This is a genomic window from Beijerinckiaceae bacterium, assembly GCA_004564215.1.
Taxonomy (GTDB): domain Bacteria; phylum Pseudomonadota; class Alphaproteobacteria; order Rhizobiales; family Beijerinckiaceae; genus Methylocapsa.
This window is the reverse complement of sequence record CP024846.1, coordinates 3,163,118-3,179,452: the sequence shown is the minus strand read 5'-3', so window position 1 is coordinate 3,179,452 and position 16,335 is coordinate 3,163,118. Positions and strand designations below refer to the sequence as shown.

16 protein-coding genes and 2 tRNA genes are annotated in these 16,335 nt (G+C 59.2%); 9 read left to right on the top strand and 9 right to left on the bottom strand.

What is annotated here, in order from left to right:
* Positions 1–23: 23 nt before the first annotated feature.
* Positions 24–1,022 (top strand): aldo/keto reductase, encoded by a 999-nt coding sequence (locus CU048_15185; GenBank protein ID QBR72972.1) that lies wholly within the window; start codon positions 24–26, stop codon positions 1,020–1,022.
* Positions 1,023–1,270: 248 nt separating this feature from the next.
* On the top strand, positions 1,271–2,305 hold the full coding sequence (locus CU048_15180) for a hypothetical protein (protein ID QBR72402.1): 1,035 nt from the start codon (positions 1,271–1,273) through the stop codon (positions 2,303–2,305).
* A gap of 28 nt (positions 2,306–2,333) precedes the next feature.
* Here CU048_15180 and CU048_15175 read toward each other — a convergent pair whose 3' ends face one another.
* The gene (locus tag CU048_15175; GenBank protein ID QBR72401.1) at positions 2,334–3,953 is read right to left on the bottom strand and encodes an anion permease; all 1,620 of its coding nucleotides are present in this window, start codon (positions 3,951–3,953) and stop codon (positions 2,334–2,336) included.
* Between the two features lie 305 nt (positions 3,954–4,258).
* Here CU048_15175 and CU048_15170 point away from each other — a divergent pair, with 305 nt between their 5' ends.
* Positions 4,259–4,933 (top strand): histidine kinase, encoded by a 675-nt coding sequence (locus CU048_15170; protein ID QBR72400.1) that lies wholly within the window; start codon positions 4,259–4,261, stop codon positions 4,931–4,933.
* A 384-nt stretch (positions 4,934–5,317) separates the two neighbouring features.
* Complete coding sequence (locus tag CU048_15165) at positions 5,318–5,518, top strand: hypothetical protein (protein QBR72399.1); 201 nt, start codon at positions 5,318–5,320, stop codon at positions 5,516–5,518.
* A gap of 63 nt (positions 5,519–5,581) precedes the next feature.
* Here the strand turns inward: CU048_15165 and CU048_15160 are convergent, their stop codons facing one another.
* A complete protein-coding gene (locus CU048_15160; protein ID QBR72398.1) occupies positions 5,582–6,301 on the bottom strand; it encodes an extensin family protein in 720 nt (239 codons plus the stop codon).
* A 186-nt stretch (positions 6,302–6,487) separates the two neighbouring features.
* Positions 6,488–6,563 (bottom strand) — tRNA-Ala (locus CU048_15155).
* A 138-nt stretch (positions 6,564–6,701) separates the two neighbouring features.
* Here CU048_15155 and CU048_15150 point away from each other — a divergent pair.
* Together CU048_15150 and CU048_15145 are read left to right on the top strand one after the other, a co-directional pair.
* Positions 6,702–6,992: a hypothetical protein gene (locus CU048_15150; protein QBR72397.1), complete on the top strand. Its 291-nt coding sequence runs from the start codon at positions 6,702–6,704 to the stop codon at positions 6,990–6,992.
* Positions 6,993–6,998: 6 nt separating this feature from the next.
* Complete coding sequence (locus tag CU048_15145; GenBank protein QBR72396.1) at positions 6,999–7,319, top strand: hypothetical protein; 321 nt, start codon at positions 6,999–7,001, stop codon at positions 7,317–7,319.
* Positions 7,320–7,345: 26 nt separating this feature from the next.
* Here the strand turns inward: CU048_15145 and CU048_15140 are convergent.
* The 3 genes from CU048_15140 to CU048_15130 form a co-directional block, all read right to left on the bottom strand.
* Positions 7,346–7,422: transfer RNA gene (locus CU048_15140), tRNA-Arg, on the bottom strand.
* Positions 7,423–7,597: 175 nt separating this feature from the next.
* Positions 7,598–8,332 (bottom strand): DNA-binding response regulator, encoded by a 735-nt coding sequence (locus tag CU048_15135; GenBank protein QBR72395.1) that lies wholly within the window; start codon positions 8,330–8,332, stop codon positions 7,598–7,600.
* A gap of 61 nt (positions 8,333–8,393) precedes the next feature.
* Positions 8,394–8,594, bottom strand: coding sequence for a hypothetical protein (locus CU048_15130; protein QBR72394.1), 201 nt, complete (start codon positions 8,592–8,594; stop codon positions 8,394–8,396).
* 991 nt (positions 8,595–9,585) lie between these two features.
* Here CU048_15130 and CU048_15125 point away from each other — a divergent pair.
* A complete protein-coding gene (locus tag CU048_15125; protein ID QBR72393.1) occupies positions 9,586–9,795 on the top strand; it encodes a transporter in 210 nt (69 codons plus the stop codon).
* A gap of 21 nt (positions 9,796–9,816) precedes the next feature.
* On the opposite strand, the gene CU048_15120 is transcribed toward CU048_15125, so the two are convergent.
* On the bottom strand, positions 9,817–10,143 hold the full coding sequence (locus CU048_15120) for a hypothetical protein (protein ID QBR72392.1): 327 nt from the start codon (positions 10,141–10,143) through the stop codon (positions 9,817–9,819).
* Positions 10,144–10,419: 276 nt separating this feature from the next.
* Between CU048_15120 and purH the strand changes: the two genes are divergently transcribed.
* On the top strand, positions 10,420–12,012 hold the full coding sequence (gene purH, locus CU048_15115) for a bifunctional phosphoribosylaminoimidazolecarboxamide formyltransferase/inosine monophosphate cyclohydrolase (GenBank protein ID QBR72391.1): 1,593 nt from the start codon (positions 10,420–10,422) through the stop codon (positions 12,010–12,012).
* A 156-nt stretch (positions 12,013–12,168) separates the two neighbouring features.
* Positions 12,169–12,456: a hypothetical protein gene (locus tag CU048_15110; protein QBR72390.1), complete on the top strand. Its 288-nt coding sequence runs from the start codon at positions 12,169–12,171 to the stop codon at positions 12,454–12,456.
* Positions 12,457–12,699: 243 nt separating this feature from the next.
* Here the strand turns inward: CU048_15110 and CU048_15105 are convergent, their stop codons facing one another.
* Both CU048_15105 and CU048_15100 read right to left on the bottom strand, forming a co-directional pair.
* On the bottom strand, positions 12,700–14,127 hold the full coding sequence (locus CU048_15105; protein ID QBR72389.1) for an HlyD family type I secretion periplasmic adaptor subunit: 1,428 nt from the start codon (positions 14,125–14,127) through the stop codon (positions 12,700–12,702).
* Positions 14,114–16,312 (bottom strand): type I secretion system permease/ATPase, encoded by a 2,199-nt coding sequence (locus CU048_15100; protein QBR72388.1) that lies wholly within the window; start codon positions 16,310–16,312, stop codon positions 14,114–14,116. The genes CU048_15105 and CU048_15100 overlap by 14 nt, the downstream gene beginning before the upstream one ends.
* Positions 16,313–16,335 lie beyond the last annotated feature (23 nt).

The following is a 16,335-nucleotide window of genomic DNA, read 5'->3' as shown; positions in this document are numbered from 1 at the left end:
CCCTTCGGCTTGGCCGCACTCCAATGGAAATCACCCGCGTCGGCTTCGGCGCCTGGGCCATCGGTGGACCCGATTGGGCGGTTGGCTGGGGCGCCCAAAACGACGGAGAGTCCATTGCCGCCATTCGTCATGCGGTCGAATCCGGCATCAACTGGATCGACACGGCGGCGATTTACGGCCTCGGTCACTCAGAAGAAATTGTTCGACAGGCGCTTGCCGACATTCCCCGCGATCAGCGTCCGTATGTCTTCACAAAATGCGGCCTCGTCTGGGATGAAAACAACCGGAAAGCCCCGCCCCGTCAGGTTGGCGCTCCGGCCAGCATTCGGCGGGAGCTGGAGGCCTCGCTCAAACGCCTCGGCGTGGAGCGCATCGATCTCTATCAGATGCATTGGCCGGCGGAGGATGGCACGCCACTGCAAGTCTATTGGCAGACGCTGCTCGACCTAAAGAAGGAAGGCAAGGTTCGCGCGGTCGGCCTTTCCAATCACAACGCCAAGCAGCTCGCTGTGGCGGAGACCCTCGGACATGTCGATACACTTCAACCGCCTTTCTCGGCGATCCACCGGGACAGTGCCGAGGCCGAGCTGCCTTGGTGTCACGCTCATCAAACCGGGGTCATCGTTTACAGCCCCATGCAGTCCGGTCTTCTCACTGGCCGCTTCACAGTTGAGCGCGCCCGCAATTTGCCGAAGGATGATTGGCGCTCTCGCAACGCGAACTATTCTGGTCCTAAGCTAGAAAGCAATTTGAAGCTCGCCGATGCGCTTAAGCCCATCGCGGAGCGTCACGAGACCACGGTGGCAGCGGTCGCGGTCGCATGGACTCTTGCATGGCCGGGCGTGACAGGTGCGATCGTGGGGGCCCGCAGCCCTGTTCAGGTCGATGGCTGGCTCGATGCGGCGCGGCTTGAGCTCACGCAGGAAGATCTTGCGGAGATTGCCAACGCGATCAAAACAACAGGGGCAGGAACCGGTCCGGTCTCGCCCAATTACGCGCGGGAGACGGCGCTTCAAGGATAGGTTGCAACGCCGTCTTGCCACAACGTTGCAGCCCCGTTGCAGCGGGGCTGCAACCGTTGGTTATGGTCCATGAGTTTCACAGCAAATCGAATATATCGGGCAACGTCGTCTTAACCGTCGCCCTTGTTAGCTAAAACTTTCTGACGACGACCAGTTTAGATAGGAGTAAGTTGTATATTGCCTGCCAATATTTACGAGCAGTGAGGTAAGAGGCAGCCAATGCTCTTGCCGATGAGGGTTGGGGGAGAATGCCCAGGAATTCCTCTCGCGACCAGGAGCTGTCATTCCTCAGCAAGGCAGCTGACGCCTTAGTCCGCGGTGACGGCCACTTCCGGGAAATCCTCGAAATAGTGCCCACCGCGCTCTATGCCACCGATCCCATTGGACAGCTGATTTTTTACAATGATGCGGCCGCGGCGCACTGGGGCCTACGCCCAGCTTTGGGCGACCCGCGCTGGTACGAATCGTGGAAACTCTACTTGCCCGATGGTACGCCGCTCCCTCACGACCGAGCCCCCTTGGCCCATGATTTGATGGACGGTCAGATCATCCGCACTGAGGCCGTTACAGAACGACCGGACGGCAGCCGCGTGCCATTCCTCGCGTCCGGCCTCTCTGTCCGTGATGCCTCCGGCAAGCTCCTCGGCGCGGCAAACTTGTTGACCGATATTACGGATTACAAGCTGGCCGAACAGCAAGAGCAGCGGCTTGCCGCGATCCTCAACGAGATGCGGCACCGGATCAGAAATACATTGGCCATCGTACAAGCGATCGCGTTACGGACTTTACGGAGTTCGTCCGAAGACGAACGTACGGCCTTTACGGCGCGGCTGCAGGCACTCGCCGGGATTCATGAACTGCTGACGCTCGAAAGCTGGAATCGGGCGTCGCTACGTGCCGTCGTGAACAGCGTGATCGAGCCGTTCCAAGAAGATAACAGCCAGCAATTCCTGATCACCGGCCCGGACAACGTCTGGCTCGCCGCGAATAAGGCGCTGCCCCTTGCTATGGCATTGCACGAGCTTGCGACCAATGCCGTTAAATTCGGCGCTCTTTCCAGCCCGACCGGCCGTGTCCGTATCGATTGGAGTCGGATTCAGGGTAACCCCTCGGATCGAGTAAGTCTTTTCTGGCGGGAATCGGGCGGTCCTTTGGTTCAAGCGCCGGAACATCAAGGTTTTGGCACGCTTCTGATCGAGCGTGCTCTGCAACCCGAGTTGGCGTCGGCCAAAATCGAATTCAAGCCAAAGGGTATTCTCTGTACTTTGGACATTTCTCTTTAACTGCCGTCTTCGGAGCAAGCGCAGCTGCCTAAAAAAGATGGCTGAACGCAAAAAAGAGAAACGCCGAGAGGCCGATCGCGCAAGGGAGAGTCAGGACCCATGCCAGCGCAAGACTGCGCACGGTCGACATTTGAACGCCGGATCCATTCGCCGCCATCGTGCCTGCGACGCCCGAGGAAAGCACATGCGTCGTCGAAACGGGGAGGCCAAAACTGTCGGCGGCGCCGATCGTCCCCATTGCGACAATTTCGGCTGCAGCGCCCTGGCCATAAGTCATATGCTGCTTGCCGATCTTTTCGCCGACGGTAACGACGATCCGCTTCCATCCAATCATCGTTCCGAGCCCGAGGGCGAGGGCAACTGAAATCTTTACCCAGTCGGGAATGAATTTCGTGGCGCTGTCGAGACCCTTCTTATAGGCGGCAAGTATCGCACCATCCGCCTTCGTCAGATCGTTTTCCTTGTCCTTCTGCAGGTAACGGATCGCCTCGGAGGTGAGATACATATCGTTGCGCGTATTGCCAACGATAGCCGCCGGAATCTTGGCGAGTGATTTGTAAGATTGGACCTGTTTCGCAATGTCGCTGATCAGCACCGCGAGCGAGGGATAGGTACCTTCGTTGATCTGATGCGAGGTCACGTAGCTGGTTACGGCGGGACGCGGATCGCCAAGGACAGCATAGCCCGCTGCCTTGGCCTCGACGACCTTCGAGGCCGCGAGCGAGGCTTGCACGAACGACTCCACTTGATTCTCGGGCAGCGCGCGGTTCAAGGCATAGGCTGTGGGAACCGTGCCGATCAGAATGAGCATGATGAGCCCCATGCCTTTCTGTCCGTCGTTCGAGCCATGCGCGAAAGAGACCCCGGCGGAAGTAAAAATAAGCAGTCCGCGAATCCACAGCGGGGGCGCGCCGGTGACTTTAGGCTCGGCGTAGAGTTGCGGCTTCCTAATCAGGAACTTCATAATTAGGAGGAGGCCGGCGGCGCAAAAGAAACCAACGGCCGGCGAAAGCAACAGCGCATAGCCGATTTCGGTTGCCTTGTTCCAGTCGACCCCCGAGGTTCCGTCACGCCCGCGCATGAGCGCATTGGCAACGCCGACGCCGATGATCGACCCGATCAAAGTATGCGAACTCGACGCCGGAAGGCCGAGCCACCATGTGCCGAGGTTCCAGATGATGGCCGCGATCAGCATCGCGAAGACCATAGCGAACCCGGCCTCGGAGCCAACCTGCATGATCAGTTCGACCGGCAACAGCGAGACGATGCCGAAGGCGACGGCGCCGGTCGACACCAACACGCCAAGAAAATTGAAACAACCCGACCAGACAACAGCAATCGGGGGGGCCAGCGAGTGGGTATAGATGACGGTCGCTACGGCGTTGGCGGTGTCGTGGAATCCGTTGACGAATTCGAAGCCAAGCGCAATGAGCAGCGCCACGCCGAGCAGGAGGAAAGGCAGATAGCTGGTCACGGGCGTACCGGCGGCGCTCAGATCCCTATAAATGCTATAGGCCGTGAAAAAGAGCCCAAGCGCCATGATGGCGAGGAAAATCAGGATCGTCCTAACTCCCATGGGGCGGTCGAGTTTTGGCCGAGCGACTTCGCTCGACGGGGACGCCAAATCGGTGGAAGGGATGGATGTCATTGGACTTCTCTGCTGGGTCCTGTTTGCCTAAACTTGTCCAATGACGCGCAAATGACATGACCGGCAAACGACTTGGTCTTTGCCTCGGCCGAGGTCTCCGGGTTGGCGTGATCAAGGGAAGTCCCAAAGTTGGCTGGAGGGGTCCGCCGTTGCTCTCGTTTGGGTGCGGTCCGGCATGAAATATTCGCGTCACAGTGGCCCGGCTATACTTGGCGGCAACGGTCGCTCGTTCGCTCGTTTGATGATTCCATCGGGCTTGAGCGGAGTTGCATTCGCAGGGTCACCGACCGCAAAAGGGACTAGGCATGAACGCGCGCGATGTAATGGTTAGCGACGTTGTAACGGTGGGTCCGGATGACCCGGTATCGAAAGCGGTCCAGCTGCTAGTGGATCATGATATCAGCGCGCTTCCGGTGGTCGACGCCAATCTGCGGGTCATCGGGATCCTCAGCGAATCCGATTTGCTTCATCGCGAAAAGATCGGGACGGAGAAGCACAGGGCGTGGTGGCTTGAGGCGGTCACGCCGCCCAGTGTGCTTGCATTGGATTACGCGAAATCGCACGGCCGGCGGGTTGCGGAACTCATGTCCGAAAATATCATCTCGGCCAATGAGGACACGCCCATCTCGGAAATTGCGACTCTGCTGGAGAAGCATCGGATCAAGCGCGTTCCTATTCTCAAGGATGGCAAGCTGATCGGAATAGTAAGCCGTTCCAATCTCGTCCAGGCACTCGCATCGGTGCACCCCAGACCTGAACAAGACCATTTGACCGATCGGGGGATCCGATCGGCGATCCTGGCCCGATTGGCGGAGCAATCCTGGACCGATTTTGGCGAGCGCAATGTTGTCGTCTCCGATGGGGTTGTCCATCTTTGGGGACTGGTGGGATCGCCCGAAGAGCACAAAGCGCTCCTCGCTCTCGCCGAGTCCGTCAAAGGCGTGGTCGAAGTCTCCGATGAAATGATCGCATCCTATTGACGCAAATGATTGATGGACAGAGCGCGTAGTGGCGCCAGCAATTGCCCGACAGACGGTCATCTGAGAAAACTGCCGTGCGCGGCCATATTGGCATTTGAAGTGGCTCGACGAGGAAATCTGAGGGCGTGGCCGCGAGAGAGGGCCCCTCCCCTTGCTTGCTAAGATCAACGACCCGTCCCGATCGTCGGCGGCGCCCGGACGCTTAAAGCGCGCCGCTTGCGTTCGTGGTATAACTTCGTTCTTTCAAGCTGAATTACCGGGGAAGCATGGACTTTGCCTTGAACCTATCCCACCGGCAGCTATATTATCTTTTCAGCATCACGCTACACGACCAGACGCTCGCGGGATCATGAGACGCCAAGCGCTTCGCGAAAGGGAGGAGAGATGCAGAAGTACAAGACGAAGGAGGAACTCCAGGCTGAGTTCGAGGCTTTGACAGCGGAATATCAAGCGTGGATGAAGGAGCAGGGCCTGAATCTCGGTCCGGCCGAGGAGCATCACCTTGATGATGACCTCACGGCCGCGCAGCAGAAATGGCTGCAGAAATTCCGCGCGAAATGGGATGCTGTCGGGTTCGAACGGTGAGCCTCAGGCCAACACTTAATCTCCCGCACGCGTTGGCAGCCATGCCGGACCGATCCAAATGATTCATTGGCAGATGCGGTAGCGGTCGCTCGATCCGTGCTGCTGTATATCCACGTGCAGATGATCGCTGTGGGCTGAATCGGATCCCGGCCCAAGGACCGTCGTGAACCATCCACAGGCAGCCACCCGGATGGTATCGACCGTCCCGCGCAGATGGTCATCCGCATCCGGCTTAATTGCCAAGGTTCGACCATCCGCCAGCACGAAGCTGACGACATCGATGGCGAGACCCGATGCGTGGGCACTGATCTTGCCGGCCTCGGCGTGATTGCGGTTACGGCATTCATAGCCGGGACCTGTGCGAACCGACTTGAGTTCAACCGCCAGCTCGCCGGCAATGAGTGTCGCGACAAGGTCGCGGAGCCAATGGCCGAACCGTTCCCCGAATTGGCAGGAGAGCGTTGGCTCATCGGGCAAGCGGATCATCGTTGAAAGCCGCGGCGCCATCGCGATGGCCTTGAGCCGCACCGGCGTTTCGATTGAGCATGCTTGTGGCGTACTCTGAGGAAGCGGGGCTGCCTCGAATTCGATTCCAGCGCCGGTGAGCCGGTCCATGCAGGCTTGATCGATGTGGGGCTCCGGCTTGGCCGGCTCCGTTGGCATGGGTTCGCTTGAGGGAGGATGCTGGCGTTCCTGGGGGCGCGGCGGCGGCAAAGGGACGGTCTCGTCAAAGCGCGGGGAAGTGGCCTGCGCGGGGAGCGTGAACGCCGAGACGGCGATCATCACGAAGCCGAGACGCGCAACGCGCTTCCCCTGTTTGGAGTCACGTATCCTTACAAACGGTGACAAGGCCCCACCCTGCCTTTACAAGTCTTTACAAGTCGGCTTGTTGGCTTCGAGCAGCCATCCAGCAGGGAATCGGCGGGGAAATTAGGGCGCGCCTTAAAATTCCATCTTTTCAGGATTGTTTGGTGGAGCTGAGGGGAATCGAACCCCTGACCTCTGCAGTGCGATTGCAGCGCTCTCCCATCTGAGCTACAGCCCCCGAAAACGCTGTTTACGCGAGCGGCGCGGCGCATGCAAGGTCGTTGGCGGACGGTTCCCCCCGGATAAAAGCTCGACTTGCCAGTGCGGCTCTAGCCGCGTAAACGAGCTTACCCTAAGCAAATGTTTCGGAGTTCCGATGCGCGCTATTCTCGACGTGGTTTTGGTCATTCTCCAGCTTTATACCTACGTCATCATCGCCGCAGCGATCCTATCCTGGCTGGTCGCCTTTAACGTGGTGAACAAGTATAATGACGTCGTCCGCTCGATCTGGAACCTCGTAACCGCGCTGACGGAGCCGCTGCTCCGCCCGATTCGCGAGGCGATTCCGAATTTCGGCGGCATCGATATTTCTCCGGTCATCTTGCTGCTGCTGATCTTTTTGCTCGAGCGCATCATCGAACAATATATCTATCCCAACGTATTCTAGCCTGATTTGGCCGATGTCCCCTGGAGCGCGCAAGGCACTTCGCTGGTTCTTTCGATCCGCTTGACGCCCAAAAGCGCCCGTGACGAAATCGGCGGCCTCGAGCGGCTCGCCGATGGCCGGACGGTTTTGAAGGTCCGGGTCCGGGCGCTCCCCCACGAAGGTGAGGCCAACCAGGCGCTGATCCGCCTCTTGGCGAAGAGGCTTCGCCTCCCGGCCAGCGCAATCCGCCTCGAAGCCGGCGCGTCCAGCCGATTGAAGACCCTGGTTTTGACCGGCGATTTTGAAGCCCTGGCCGCGGAATTGGCACGCCTGTCCGCATCCGGCTAACTACGACATCACGATGATCGCAAAAGTGGCGTCCCGGAAGGGATTCGAACCCCTGACCTACGGTTTAGGAAACCGTTGCTCTATCCTGCTGAGCTACCGGGACCTGTTGGATCACCGGGGGCGAGACCAAAACGCCCTTGCCGACAGAATGGCAATGCGCTTTATCGCGGCTCGGACATCCCCCGCCCGCAAGGCTTTTGATTAGCAGGTTCGCCGTTGTTGGCAAGCCGGGACGCTTGCGCATCCGAACCCCGGGGACCCTCCGAAGCGGGGATCGCTTACCGCTTTGTCTCGAGATAAAGGCAAATGGCCTGGGTCCGGTTGCGGACATCCAGCTTGCCGAACAAATTACGCAAATGAAATTTGATCGTATTGATCGACACCCCGAATTCGCGCGCCAATTGCGCGTTGCTCTGCCCCGTTTCCAGAGCCGCGAGAAGGTCACGTTCCCGATGCGTCAGGCCGGTCAGCGGATCCGGCCGCACCTTGTGAATGTCCACAAAGGGAAACACCATGTCGCCCGAAGCAACGGCGGCAAATACCTCCAGCAGACGTTCGGGCGGCGACAGCTTGCTCACGAAGCCGGCTCCGCCGAGCCGCAGCGTCTCAGCCGGGGCCGCGGGATCCTTTGTGCCGCTATAAACGACGATCTTCGGCGCCGTCGGTCGCTTGGCAAGCGCCTGCAAGATTTCGCGGGCATGGATCGGCGGTAGTTCCCAGCCGATCACGCCGAGGCTCACCGGCAGGCGGGCCAGGGAATTGAGAAAATGCTCTCCGTCGCTTGCCATGAACAAGAGATTGAAGCGCCGGTCACGGGTGAGAAGCGATTCGAGCGCAGCGAGAACCATCGGGTTCTTATCGGCGATCGCTATGTTGACAGGAAACGTAGGTTGCAAGCGGCCAGTGGGAACATGATCCCCGGCGACACGATTTTCCATTCGGCCGAGACTGGCATGATCGTCGTCGCCGATTATATGATTATCATTCAGCGAAAGGCCTATGGTTTGCGGCATGCGTCCACGATACGGATGCGGTTGCGACAGGGTTCGCAAGGCGCCAACTGTCTGGATTTGTTTAGCTCCGATCCTGGTCGACGGCTCCTGGGCCAAAGGCTTCCTCCCGACATTCTTTTTTGCGCCTCAAGTCATTCCAAAGCGCCTGAATTATTATTGTTAGCGGATAAAAAATCGTCGGCACCGCGGCGCGAGCCATTGACGCGCCGACGAGATAGTCGAGCGATGCAGGAAGAAGCAATCCGCGACGCGATGGACGCATGCGCTTCAACCTGATGCCCAAATGCAAACTTAGAAGTACGACATGAACCGCAGATCTTCATTGCCCGCCGTTTCAGTCATGTCATTTTGGCTTGACGCCTGTGTGGGTCAGGGGCTCATCGGGCATCCCGGTTGATACACGATGGCCATCACGCGCTTGCGACCGGCGAGCCTAGCTCAAAGTCCAGGCGCCGGACTCGCAAGAGACTTCGCGGTTCTCAATCCGTGAGAACCCACCGTCCGAAGAAGAACAGCGCTGCCACACCCGCGATGCCTAAAATGGCGCCGAGAGGCGTCTGCAAGTAACCCACCAAGTCAAGAATTGCACCCATCAGTTCCTCCATTGATAATTTACTACACGCCTTGCAAAACCCACGCATCCTTTACCTGGAGGTAATCAGGACAACCCTTGCGCCGAAGGCTCCTCGTCACAAGTAGCCGGCTTGGCCAGACATCTGTGTAGCTGGATATTTTCTCGCCGCGGGCTCTTTAAAGTCGTATGCACGCGGTTCGCATCGAACCATCTAGGTTAAGCCTAGATCCTATCCAGTTTCCCCGCTACGACCTTATAAAATCAAATCTTCCTCGCGGTCAAGCGGAACGTGACTCAAAATTCCAAATCTAACACCCGCAATTGACGTAAACTTGAGGCCGCCGGCATCGACTTACGCGATCCAACAAGCGTCAAACCTACGGGCGGATTGAGAGCCTATAATAAAGCTCGATTCAAAGCTGCAATTAAGGATGAATATGCGTGCCAGCCGTGGCTCTATTTGCAAGCAATTGCAATGAACTCTTTCCCCCGCCGGGCTTCCTCCAGACGAAAGATTTGCTCGCTCCAAGGCATCCGCCGCGTTGCGTCAATTGCGGCAGAGTTCCTTTTAAAATAAAAGCACGTTGCCGCCGGAAGGGCGCCGATAGCGATGCGCACTATCAATCCGGGCTCTCACCCACGACCTCGCCGGAAGCGAGTTTTTAAAAGGCAGCTACCGATGAAAATTTCCGCTCGCAATGTTCTCAAAGGAACGGTCAAGGAAATCCATAAGGGCGCCACCACAGCCCATGTGGAAGTCGAGCTTAAGGGGGGCGAAACCGTCATATCTTCGATCACGAACGAAGCCATCCAAGAGCTTGCCCTGGCCAAAGGAAGGGAAGTCTACGTCGTGATTAAAGCGTCCGACGTGATGATTGGCGTCCATTAGGCGTGTGAGACACCGGGCGCCTCAGGATTTGGGCGTGTGGCCAATCCGCAGCGAATCCTCTGCGTTGGATTTCAGGATTCCCTGTATTTTTCCGGCGAGACTGGCGAGAATCCAAGGAAGCTGGACCTCAATGCGTAGGGAATCGTTCATGACGTCGAGTTTCCCGGTCGCCGTCTGTCCGAAGGCCACGACCCGCAAATCGGCCTTGTCGCCATTCCACTTGGCTTCGCTATAAGCCAATTTGTCGATGTAATCGCGCCGTAGCACTTCTATTCGTTCGGCAATCCGCTTTTTCGCTTCTTCGGCACCGAGGCGATGCGGCACAGTGATGACGATTGAATTCGACATGGCTTCCTCCAATGCCTGTCATTTAAGCCTTCCCGGCACGCGTCGCCAGCGCGTCGGTTTGCCGGTTGGCACAGCAGTATGTGCCACCCCTGCCCCGGACAATTTGTCGCTGCCTCACAGAACCTTAGCTTACGCTTGTTTCGGGGCGCTACGATGCCGCCTGCCCACCCAGGAATTTGAGGATCCGTCGTTTCGACGATAGGCGTTACCGGCGGCGCGTGTTAACAGCCTGTTCAAACGCCATCATCCGCTTCTCAAAAGCCGCAAGCCGATCCCATGCCGAGCGACCTTCGCCGCGTCACGCGCGCGCTAATCTCCGTTTCCGACAAGACCGGGCTCCTGGATTTCGCACGCAGCCTCATTGCGTCGGACGTCGAGCTGATTTCGACCGGTGGAACGCGGAAACAGCTTGCCGAGGCCGGCCTGCCGGTTCGCGACATCTCCGATCTGACCGGGTTTCCTGAACTCCTCGACGGACGGGTCAAAACCCTTCACCCAAAGGTTCACGGTGGACTTCTGGCGATCCGGGAAAATCCGGAACATGAGGCGGCGATGCTGGCGCATGGCATCGCGCCGATCGATCTCCTGGTCGTCAATCTTTATCCGTTCGAAGCGACGATCGGCAAAGGCGCCGCGTTTGCTGAATGCATCGAAAACATCGACATCGGCGGACCGGCGATGATTCGTGCCGCTGCCAAAAATTATGACGATGTCGCCGTCGTGGTGGACGTCGACGATTATGCCAAAATCGTCGACGAGTTGGCGAAGCATCGCGGCTCGACCACAAGGGCTCTGCGTCAATGGCTTGCGCAAAAGGCCTTTGCGCGGACGGCAACCTATGATGCCACGATCTCAAATTGGCTGGCCAATGCCATCAACGTCGAGACGCCGACTTATCGCGCGTTCGGCGGCAGGCTCGCTTTGAGCCTACGGTATGGCGAGAATCCACATCAGGCGGCAGCCTTTTATGCGACGGCCGACCGGCGCCCCGGCGTCGCCACCGCCCGTCAGCTTCAGGGCAAGGAACTTTCGTATAATAACGTTAACGATACCGATGCCGCGTTCGAACTCATCAGCGAATTCGATCCGACGCAAACGGCAGCCGTTGCAATCATCAAACATGCAAACCCCTGCGGCGTCGCCGAGGCAAACAATGTCGCGCTCGCCTATGAGCGCGCCCTGCGCTGCGATCCGGTCTCGGCGTTTGGCGGCATTGTTGCAATAAATCGCAAGCTCGACGCGGCTGCGGCCGCGGAGATCGTCAAGATTTTTACGGAAGTCATCATAGCCCCGGATGCAGATGACGAAGCCATCGAACTTATTGCGACCAAGAAGAACTTGCGTCTGCTGATCACGGGCGGTCTTCCGGATCCCCGCGCGGCGGGGCTGAACTTTCGCCCGGTTGCCGGCGGCCTTCTGGTTCAGACCCGCGACAATGCAAATGTCGATGACATGGATTTGCGTGTGGTGACCAAACGGGCTCCGAACGCGGCGGAACTCCGCGATCTCAAATTTGCCTTTCGCGTTGCCAAGCATGTGAAATCCAATGCCATCGTCTACGCCAAGGAGGGCGCGACCGTCGGCATTGGCGCCGGCCAAATGAGCCGGGTCGATTCCTCAAGAATTGCGGCGCTGAAAGCGGCCGAAGCCGCCAAGGCCTTGGGTCTACAAGACAGTCTAGCCAAAGGTTCGGTTGTTGCTTCCGATGCCTTTTTCCCCTTCGCCGACGGCCTGCTCGCGGCCGCCGAGGCCGGCGCTACCGCGATTATTCAGCCCGGCGGATCGATGCGGGATGGGGAAGTCATCGAAGCCGCCGACACCGCCGGCTTGGCCATGGTATTCACCGGGGTCCGGCATTTTCGGCATTAGCGCGCCTCCCGTGCGGGACGGCACAGCTTGAAGCGCTCCAAACTGCGATTATACGTCTCGAAATGGCCGCTTTGCTCACGCATTAAGGCAAGAGAAACCTCTGCTCATTAGAGATGATCTGCTCATTGATGGTAAGTGATTACGGAGACTAAGCTTATGCGTATCAGCTCGACCGGCGCCATCGAAGGAGGACGCGTTCTCTACACGATCGGCAAGATCGAGGCTGCCTCCACCTGGCACCCGGCGCACGGCTCCCCTTTGCAAGAGAATTGGCGCGAACTCGTTCTGCGCGAACTCATCCGCAAGGCTGAAGACATCGATGCCGACGCCATCATCCGGGTGGATTATCAAAACGACGACGTGATCCGGATCGACGAGACCGGGATGAAACTCAAGCGCGTGCTCGCCACCGGCTTTGCCGTGAAGCTTTCCTGCGCCGCCTGAGATCGATCGGCGCTTTTGGCGACGAGCCAAATCCCCTTTTTAAGCCAGTTGAGCGCGGCTGACCCGCTGCGCGCGGCGCGGTGGATCAACCGAAGGGCTGGTCCGTGCGAAGGGCCAAGGCGTGGCATTGGCCGCCAAGTTTCTCCCGCCCGAACCGACGAGGATCCGTGGTTGCGAGTTCCACAAGTTCCCGCCCTAATTTGCCAGCCTCGGCGATGGCTGTGCGAAAGCCGGCGTCCACGATCATCTTTCGCGTAGGCTCTCCTGCTTGTATTTGAGCAACGGCGACAGCAGGTAGTCTATGATCCGACGCGTGCCGGTCTTGATTTCCACGGTGGTCGCCATTCCGGGCGAGAGATTGACAAGGTTTTCGTCGACCTGCATCTGGGTGCGGTCAAGCGCAATCCGGGCGGCATAGACGAGCTCTTGGCCCTTTGGTTCGCTGGTTTCGTTTTCATTCCCGACATTCTGGCCGTCGGCTTTGTCCTGTGGTTTGCTGCGTGAGATGGCGTCTTGCGATACGCTCAGGACGCGGCCGTGAATGAGGCCATATTTGGTGAAGTTGAAAGTATCGATCTTGATCTCGGCGTCCTGGCCGGCGTGAACAAAACCGATATCGCGGTTCGTAACCATTGCTTCGATTTCGATATGGTTATCTTCCGGTGCCACTGCCAGCAGCGCCTGCCCCGGCGTGACAACGCCCCCGATCGTATGCACCGCAAGCTGTTGCACCGCGCCGTCAACCGGTGCCGTCAGAACCTGGAGCTTGGTTTTTTGCTCCGCCTTGATCAGATCCTCGCGCAGCCCGGCGGCCTTGCGCTGCGCCTCGGCCAACTCGCCGAAAAGGGTGCGGCGGTATTCGGCGTCGGCCTGCGCGCGCGCCTGGGCAATCGCCGCGACGGCCGCTTCTGATTCCTGGATCTTGTTTTTCTCTACAGCCAGCTCCTGCTCGGTTTCCACCAGGCTTTGATAGAGTTCGAGATAATTGGCTTTCGAGCCGATCTGACGCGAGAACAGAATCTGCCGGATCTCGACCCGGTCGCGGAGGACAGGAAGGACAGTCTCGAGCTTTTTCACCGACGATGCGACGGTCACGAGTTCGGCTTCTTTTTGGGTCTTTTGTCGATCGAGGGCGGCAAGCTTGGCGCGATGCTCATCGAGCTCATGCATGAGAAATTGCCGCTGCGTCGAGATTTGGGTCTCGCTGGCACCTTCCGGAGGTTGAAACGCCGCCGCGGGATCCGGCCCCTCGCCAAGCGCCGCGGTGAGCCGCGCGAGATCGAGTTCAGCGGCGAGGAGATCGCCATGAAGATGCCGGCCATCCGCCTGGTTGATGGTCGGATCGAGTTCGATCAGAACATCGCCAGCCTTGACATATTGTCCATCGTGGACGCGGATTTCGCGAACCACCCCGGTCTCAAAGGGCTGAATAATTTTTGTCCGACCGTTCGATACGATCTTGCCTTGCGCCGAGGCGATGATGTCGATGCGCGCCAAGCACGCCCAGGCGAGCGCTAGGCAGAACAGCGCGATGATCGTTCCGCTCATCAAGCCGACGAGCGGCGGTGCCGGCGTCTCGACGATCTCGAGGGCGGCCGGAAGGAAGGCGAGCTCATCGCGCCGGCGCGATTTGGCCGATGAAAAAGGGAGGATGTTCTCAGCGTACTTCATGGAGACCTGCCTGTAGACGGTGGAGTGACGCGTAGCGCCCGTTGGTCCTGATCAGCTCGTCATGGCCGCCGTCCTCGGTCAGTCGGCCGTGGTCGATGGTAATGATCCGGTCGGCCCGCCGCACGGTGGAGAGCCGGTGAGCGACGATGAACACGGTGCGGCCGCGGACGATTTGCGCCATGTTGTCCTGGATCACGCGCTCGCTCTCATAATCGAGCGCGCTGGTCGCTTCGTCGAAAATCAGAATGCGCGGGTTCATCACCAGCGCGCGGGCGATGGCAAGGCGCTGGCGCTGGCCGCCCGAGAGGCTGCCGCCACGTTCGCCGACGATCGTGTCATAGGCTTTGGGAAGCTCCAGCACGAAATCATGGGCGCCGGCGAGCTTCGCCGCGGCGATCACCCGCTCGATCGGCATCGCCGGATCGGCAAGCGCGATGTTGTCGCGCACCGAGCAATTGAACAACACATTTTCCTGAAGCACGACGCCGATCTGACGGCGCAGCCAGGCCGGGTCGACCATGGCGAGATCGACGCCGTCGACGAGAACACGCCCGCTCTCCGGAACGTAGAGCCGCTGGATCAGCTTGGCCAGCGTGCTCTTGCCTGAACCCGAGGGACCGACGATCCCGATGACCTGTCCGGCCGGCGCGTTGAAGCTGAGGTCGTGCAGGGTTTCCGGGCCATCGATCCGGTAGCGGAAGGTGACATGCTCGAATGCGATATCGCCCCGGATGGCCGGCAAGGCCGTCTGGCCCGGATTGAAGGTTGGCTCCGGGACGGCGTTCAAAATATCACCGAGCCGCGTCACCGACAGCCGGGCCTGATGGAAATCCTGCCAGAGCTGGGCGAGGCGCAACACAGGCGCGCTGACCCGCCCGGCCAGAATATTGAAGGCGACGAGCTCCCCGATCGTCAGGCTTCCATCGATGACCAGCCGCGCCCCAAAATAGAGCACCGCGGCGGTGACGATCTTGCTGATCAGCTGGACCAGCTGGCTCGCGGTGTTGCCGAGGCTGAGCACGCGGAAACTCGCGCTGACGTAGGCGGCAAGCTGCTCCTCCCATTTGCGCTGCATTTGCGGCTCGACCGCCATCGCCTTGAGGGTTTCAATGCCCGCAACCCGCTCAACCAGAAAGGCCTGATTTTCGGCACCCCGCTCGAATTTCTCATTGAGGCGACGCCGGAACAAGGGCGTCGCGGTCGCAGAGATGGCGATGTAGAACGGAAACGATGCGACAACGATGAAGGTGAGCAACGGCGAATAGAGAAACATCACCCCGAGAAACACGAAGGTGAAAAAAAGATCGATGATGAGAGTCAGCGCGGAGCTCGTCAGAAACTGGCGGATGTTTTCCAGCTCGCGCACGCGCGCGACCGAATCGCCGACACGCCGGGCCTGAAAATACGCAGTCGGCAACGCCAGCAGATGGCGGAATAATCGCGCCCCGAGTTCCACGTCGATGCGGTTGGTGGTGTGTGCGAAGAGATAGGTCCGCGCGCCGCCCAGTATCGTCTCAAACACCGCGATACCGACGAGGCCGACCATCAGAACATCGAGCGTGCCGAGGCTACGATGGGCCAGCACCTTGTCGATGACGACCTGGAAGAACAGCGGCGACACGAGTCCGAACAGCTGCAAAAAGAAGGAGGCGACGAGGACACTCCCGAGCACGCGGCGGTATTTGTGGATCGCACCGAGGAACCAGCTGATGTCGAAACGGCGCGACAGCTCGACGAGCCCGGCCCGCCGTGTCATCAGAACCAGTCGGCCATCCCACGCCGCCTCGAGTTCGGCCCGCGACATCAAGGTTGGGCGGGGCGAATGCGGCGATTGAACAATTGCTTCTTCGTCGCCGACCTTGCCGAGCAAGAGAAAGCCTCCGTCGCGAAGCACGGCGATGCCCGGCAGCGTAATCGCCGCGAGCCTCGACCAGCTCGATTTGATCGCCCGCGCCTTGAGACCGAATTCTCGGGCGCAGCGCAGCATGTCGGAAACCCCGACCGATGCCCCGCCAAACCGATGCCGCAACTGACCCGCGGCAACACCGACGCCCTGAAATTGCAAAAGCGTCACCAGGACGGATAGACCCTGATCCAAAGGCTCCGCATTGTTCTGTTCAGTGGTCACAGCAGCCTCCAACAGGAATTTTAAAGCGACGCGGAAACCGGTTCGCGTCGAGACCACATATTAGAGATGGAATCGGAGCG

Coding starts and splice junctions, on each gene's coding strand:
- CU048_15185 (QBR72972.1), top strand. CDS start 24: ATGGAAATCACCCGCGTCGGCTTCGGCGCCTGGGCCATCGGTGGACCC.
- CU048_15180 (QBR72402.1), top strand. CDS start 1,271: ATGCCCAGGAATTCCTCTCGCGACCAGGAGCTGTCATTCCTCAGCAAG.
- CU048_15175 (QBR72401.1), bottom strand. CDS start 3,953: ATGACATCCATCCCTTCCACCGATTTGGCGTCCCCGTCGAGCGAAGTC.
- CU048_15170 (QBR72400.1), top strand. CDS start 4,259: ATGAACGCGCGCGATGTAATGGTTAGCGACGTTGTAACGGTGGGTCCG.
- CU048_15165 (QBR72399.1), top strand. CDS start 5,318: ATGCAGAAGTACAAGACGAAGGAGGAACTCCAGGCTGAGTTCGAGGCT.
- CU048_15160 (QBR72398.1), bottom strand. CDS start 6,301: ATGATCGCCGTCTCGGCGTTCACGCTCCCCGCGCAGGCCACTTCCCCG.
- CU048_15150 (QBR72397.1), top strand. CDS start 6,702: ATGCGCGCTATTCTCGACGTGGTTTTGGTCATTCTCCAGCTTTATACC.
- CU048_15135 (QBR72395.1), bottom strand. CDS start 8,332: ATGCCGCAAACCATAGGCCTTTCGCTGAATGATAATCATATAATCGGC.
- CU048_15130 (QBR72394.1), bottom strand. CDS start 8,594: ATGCGTCCATCGCGTCGCGGATTGCTTCTTCCTGCATCGCTCGACTAT.
- CU048_15125 (QBR72393.1), top strand. CDS start 9,586: ATGAAAATTTCCGCTCGCAATGTTCTCAAAGGAACGGTCAAGGAAATC.
- CU048_15120 (QBR72392.1), bottom strand. CDS start 10,143: ATGTCGAATTCAATCGTCATCACTGTGCCGCATCGCCTCGGTGCCGAA.
- purH (QBR72391.1), top strand. CDS start 10,420: ATGCCGAGCGACCTTCGCCGCGTCACGCGCGCGCTAATCTCCGTTTCC.
- CU048_15110 (QBR72390.1), top strand. CDS start 12,169: ATGCGTATCAGCTCGACCGGCGCCATCGAAGGAGGACGCGTTCTCTAC.
- CU048_15105 (QBR72389.1), bottom strand. CDS start 14,127: ATGAAGTACGCTGAGAACATCCTCCCTTTTTCATCGGCCAAATCGCGC.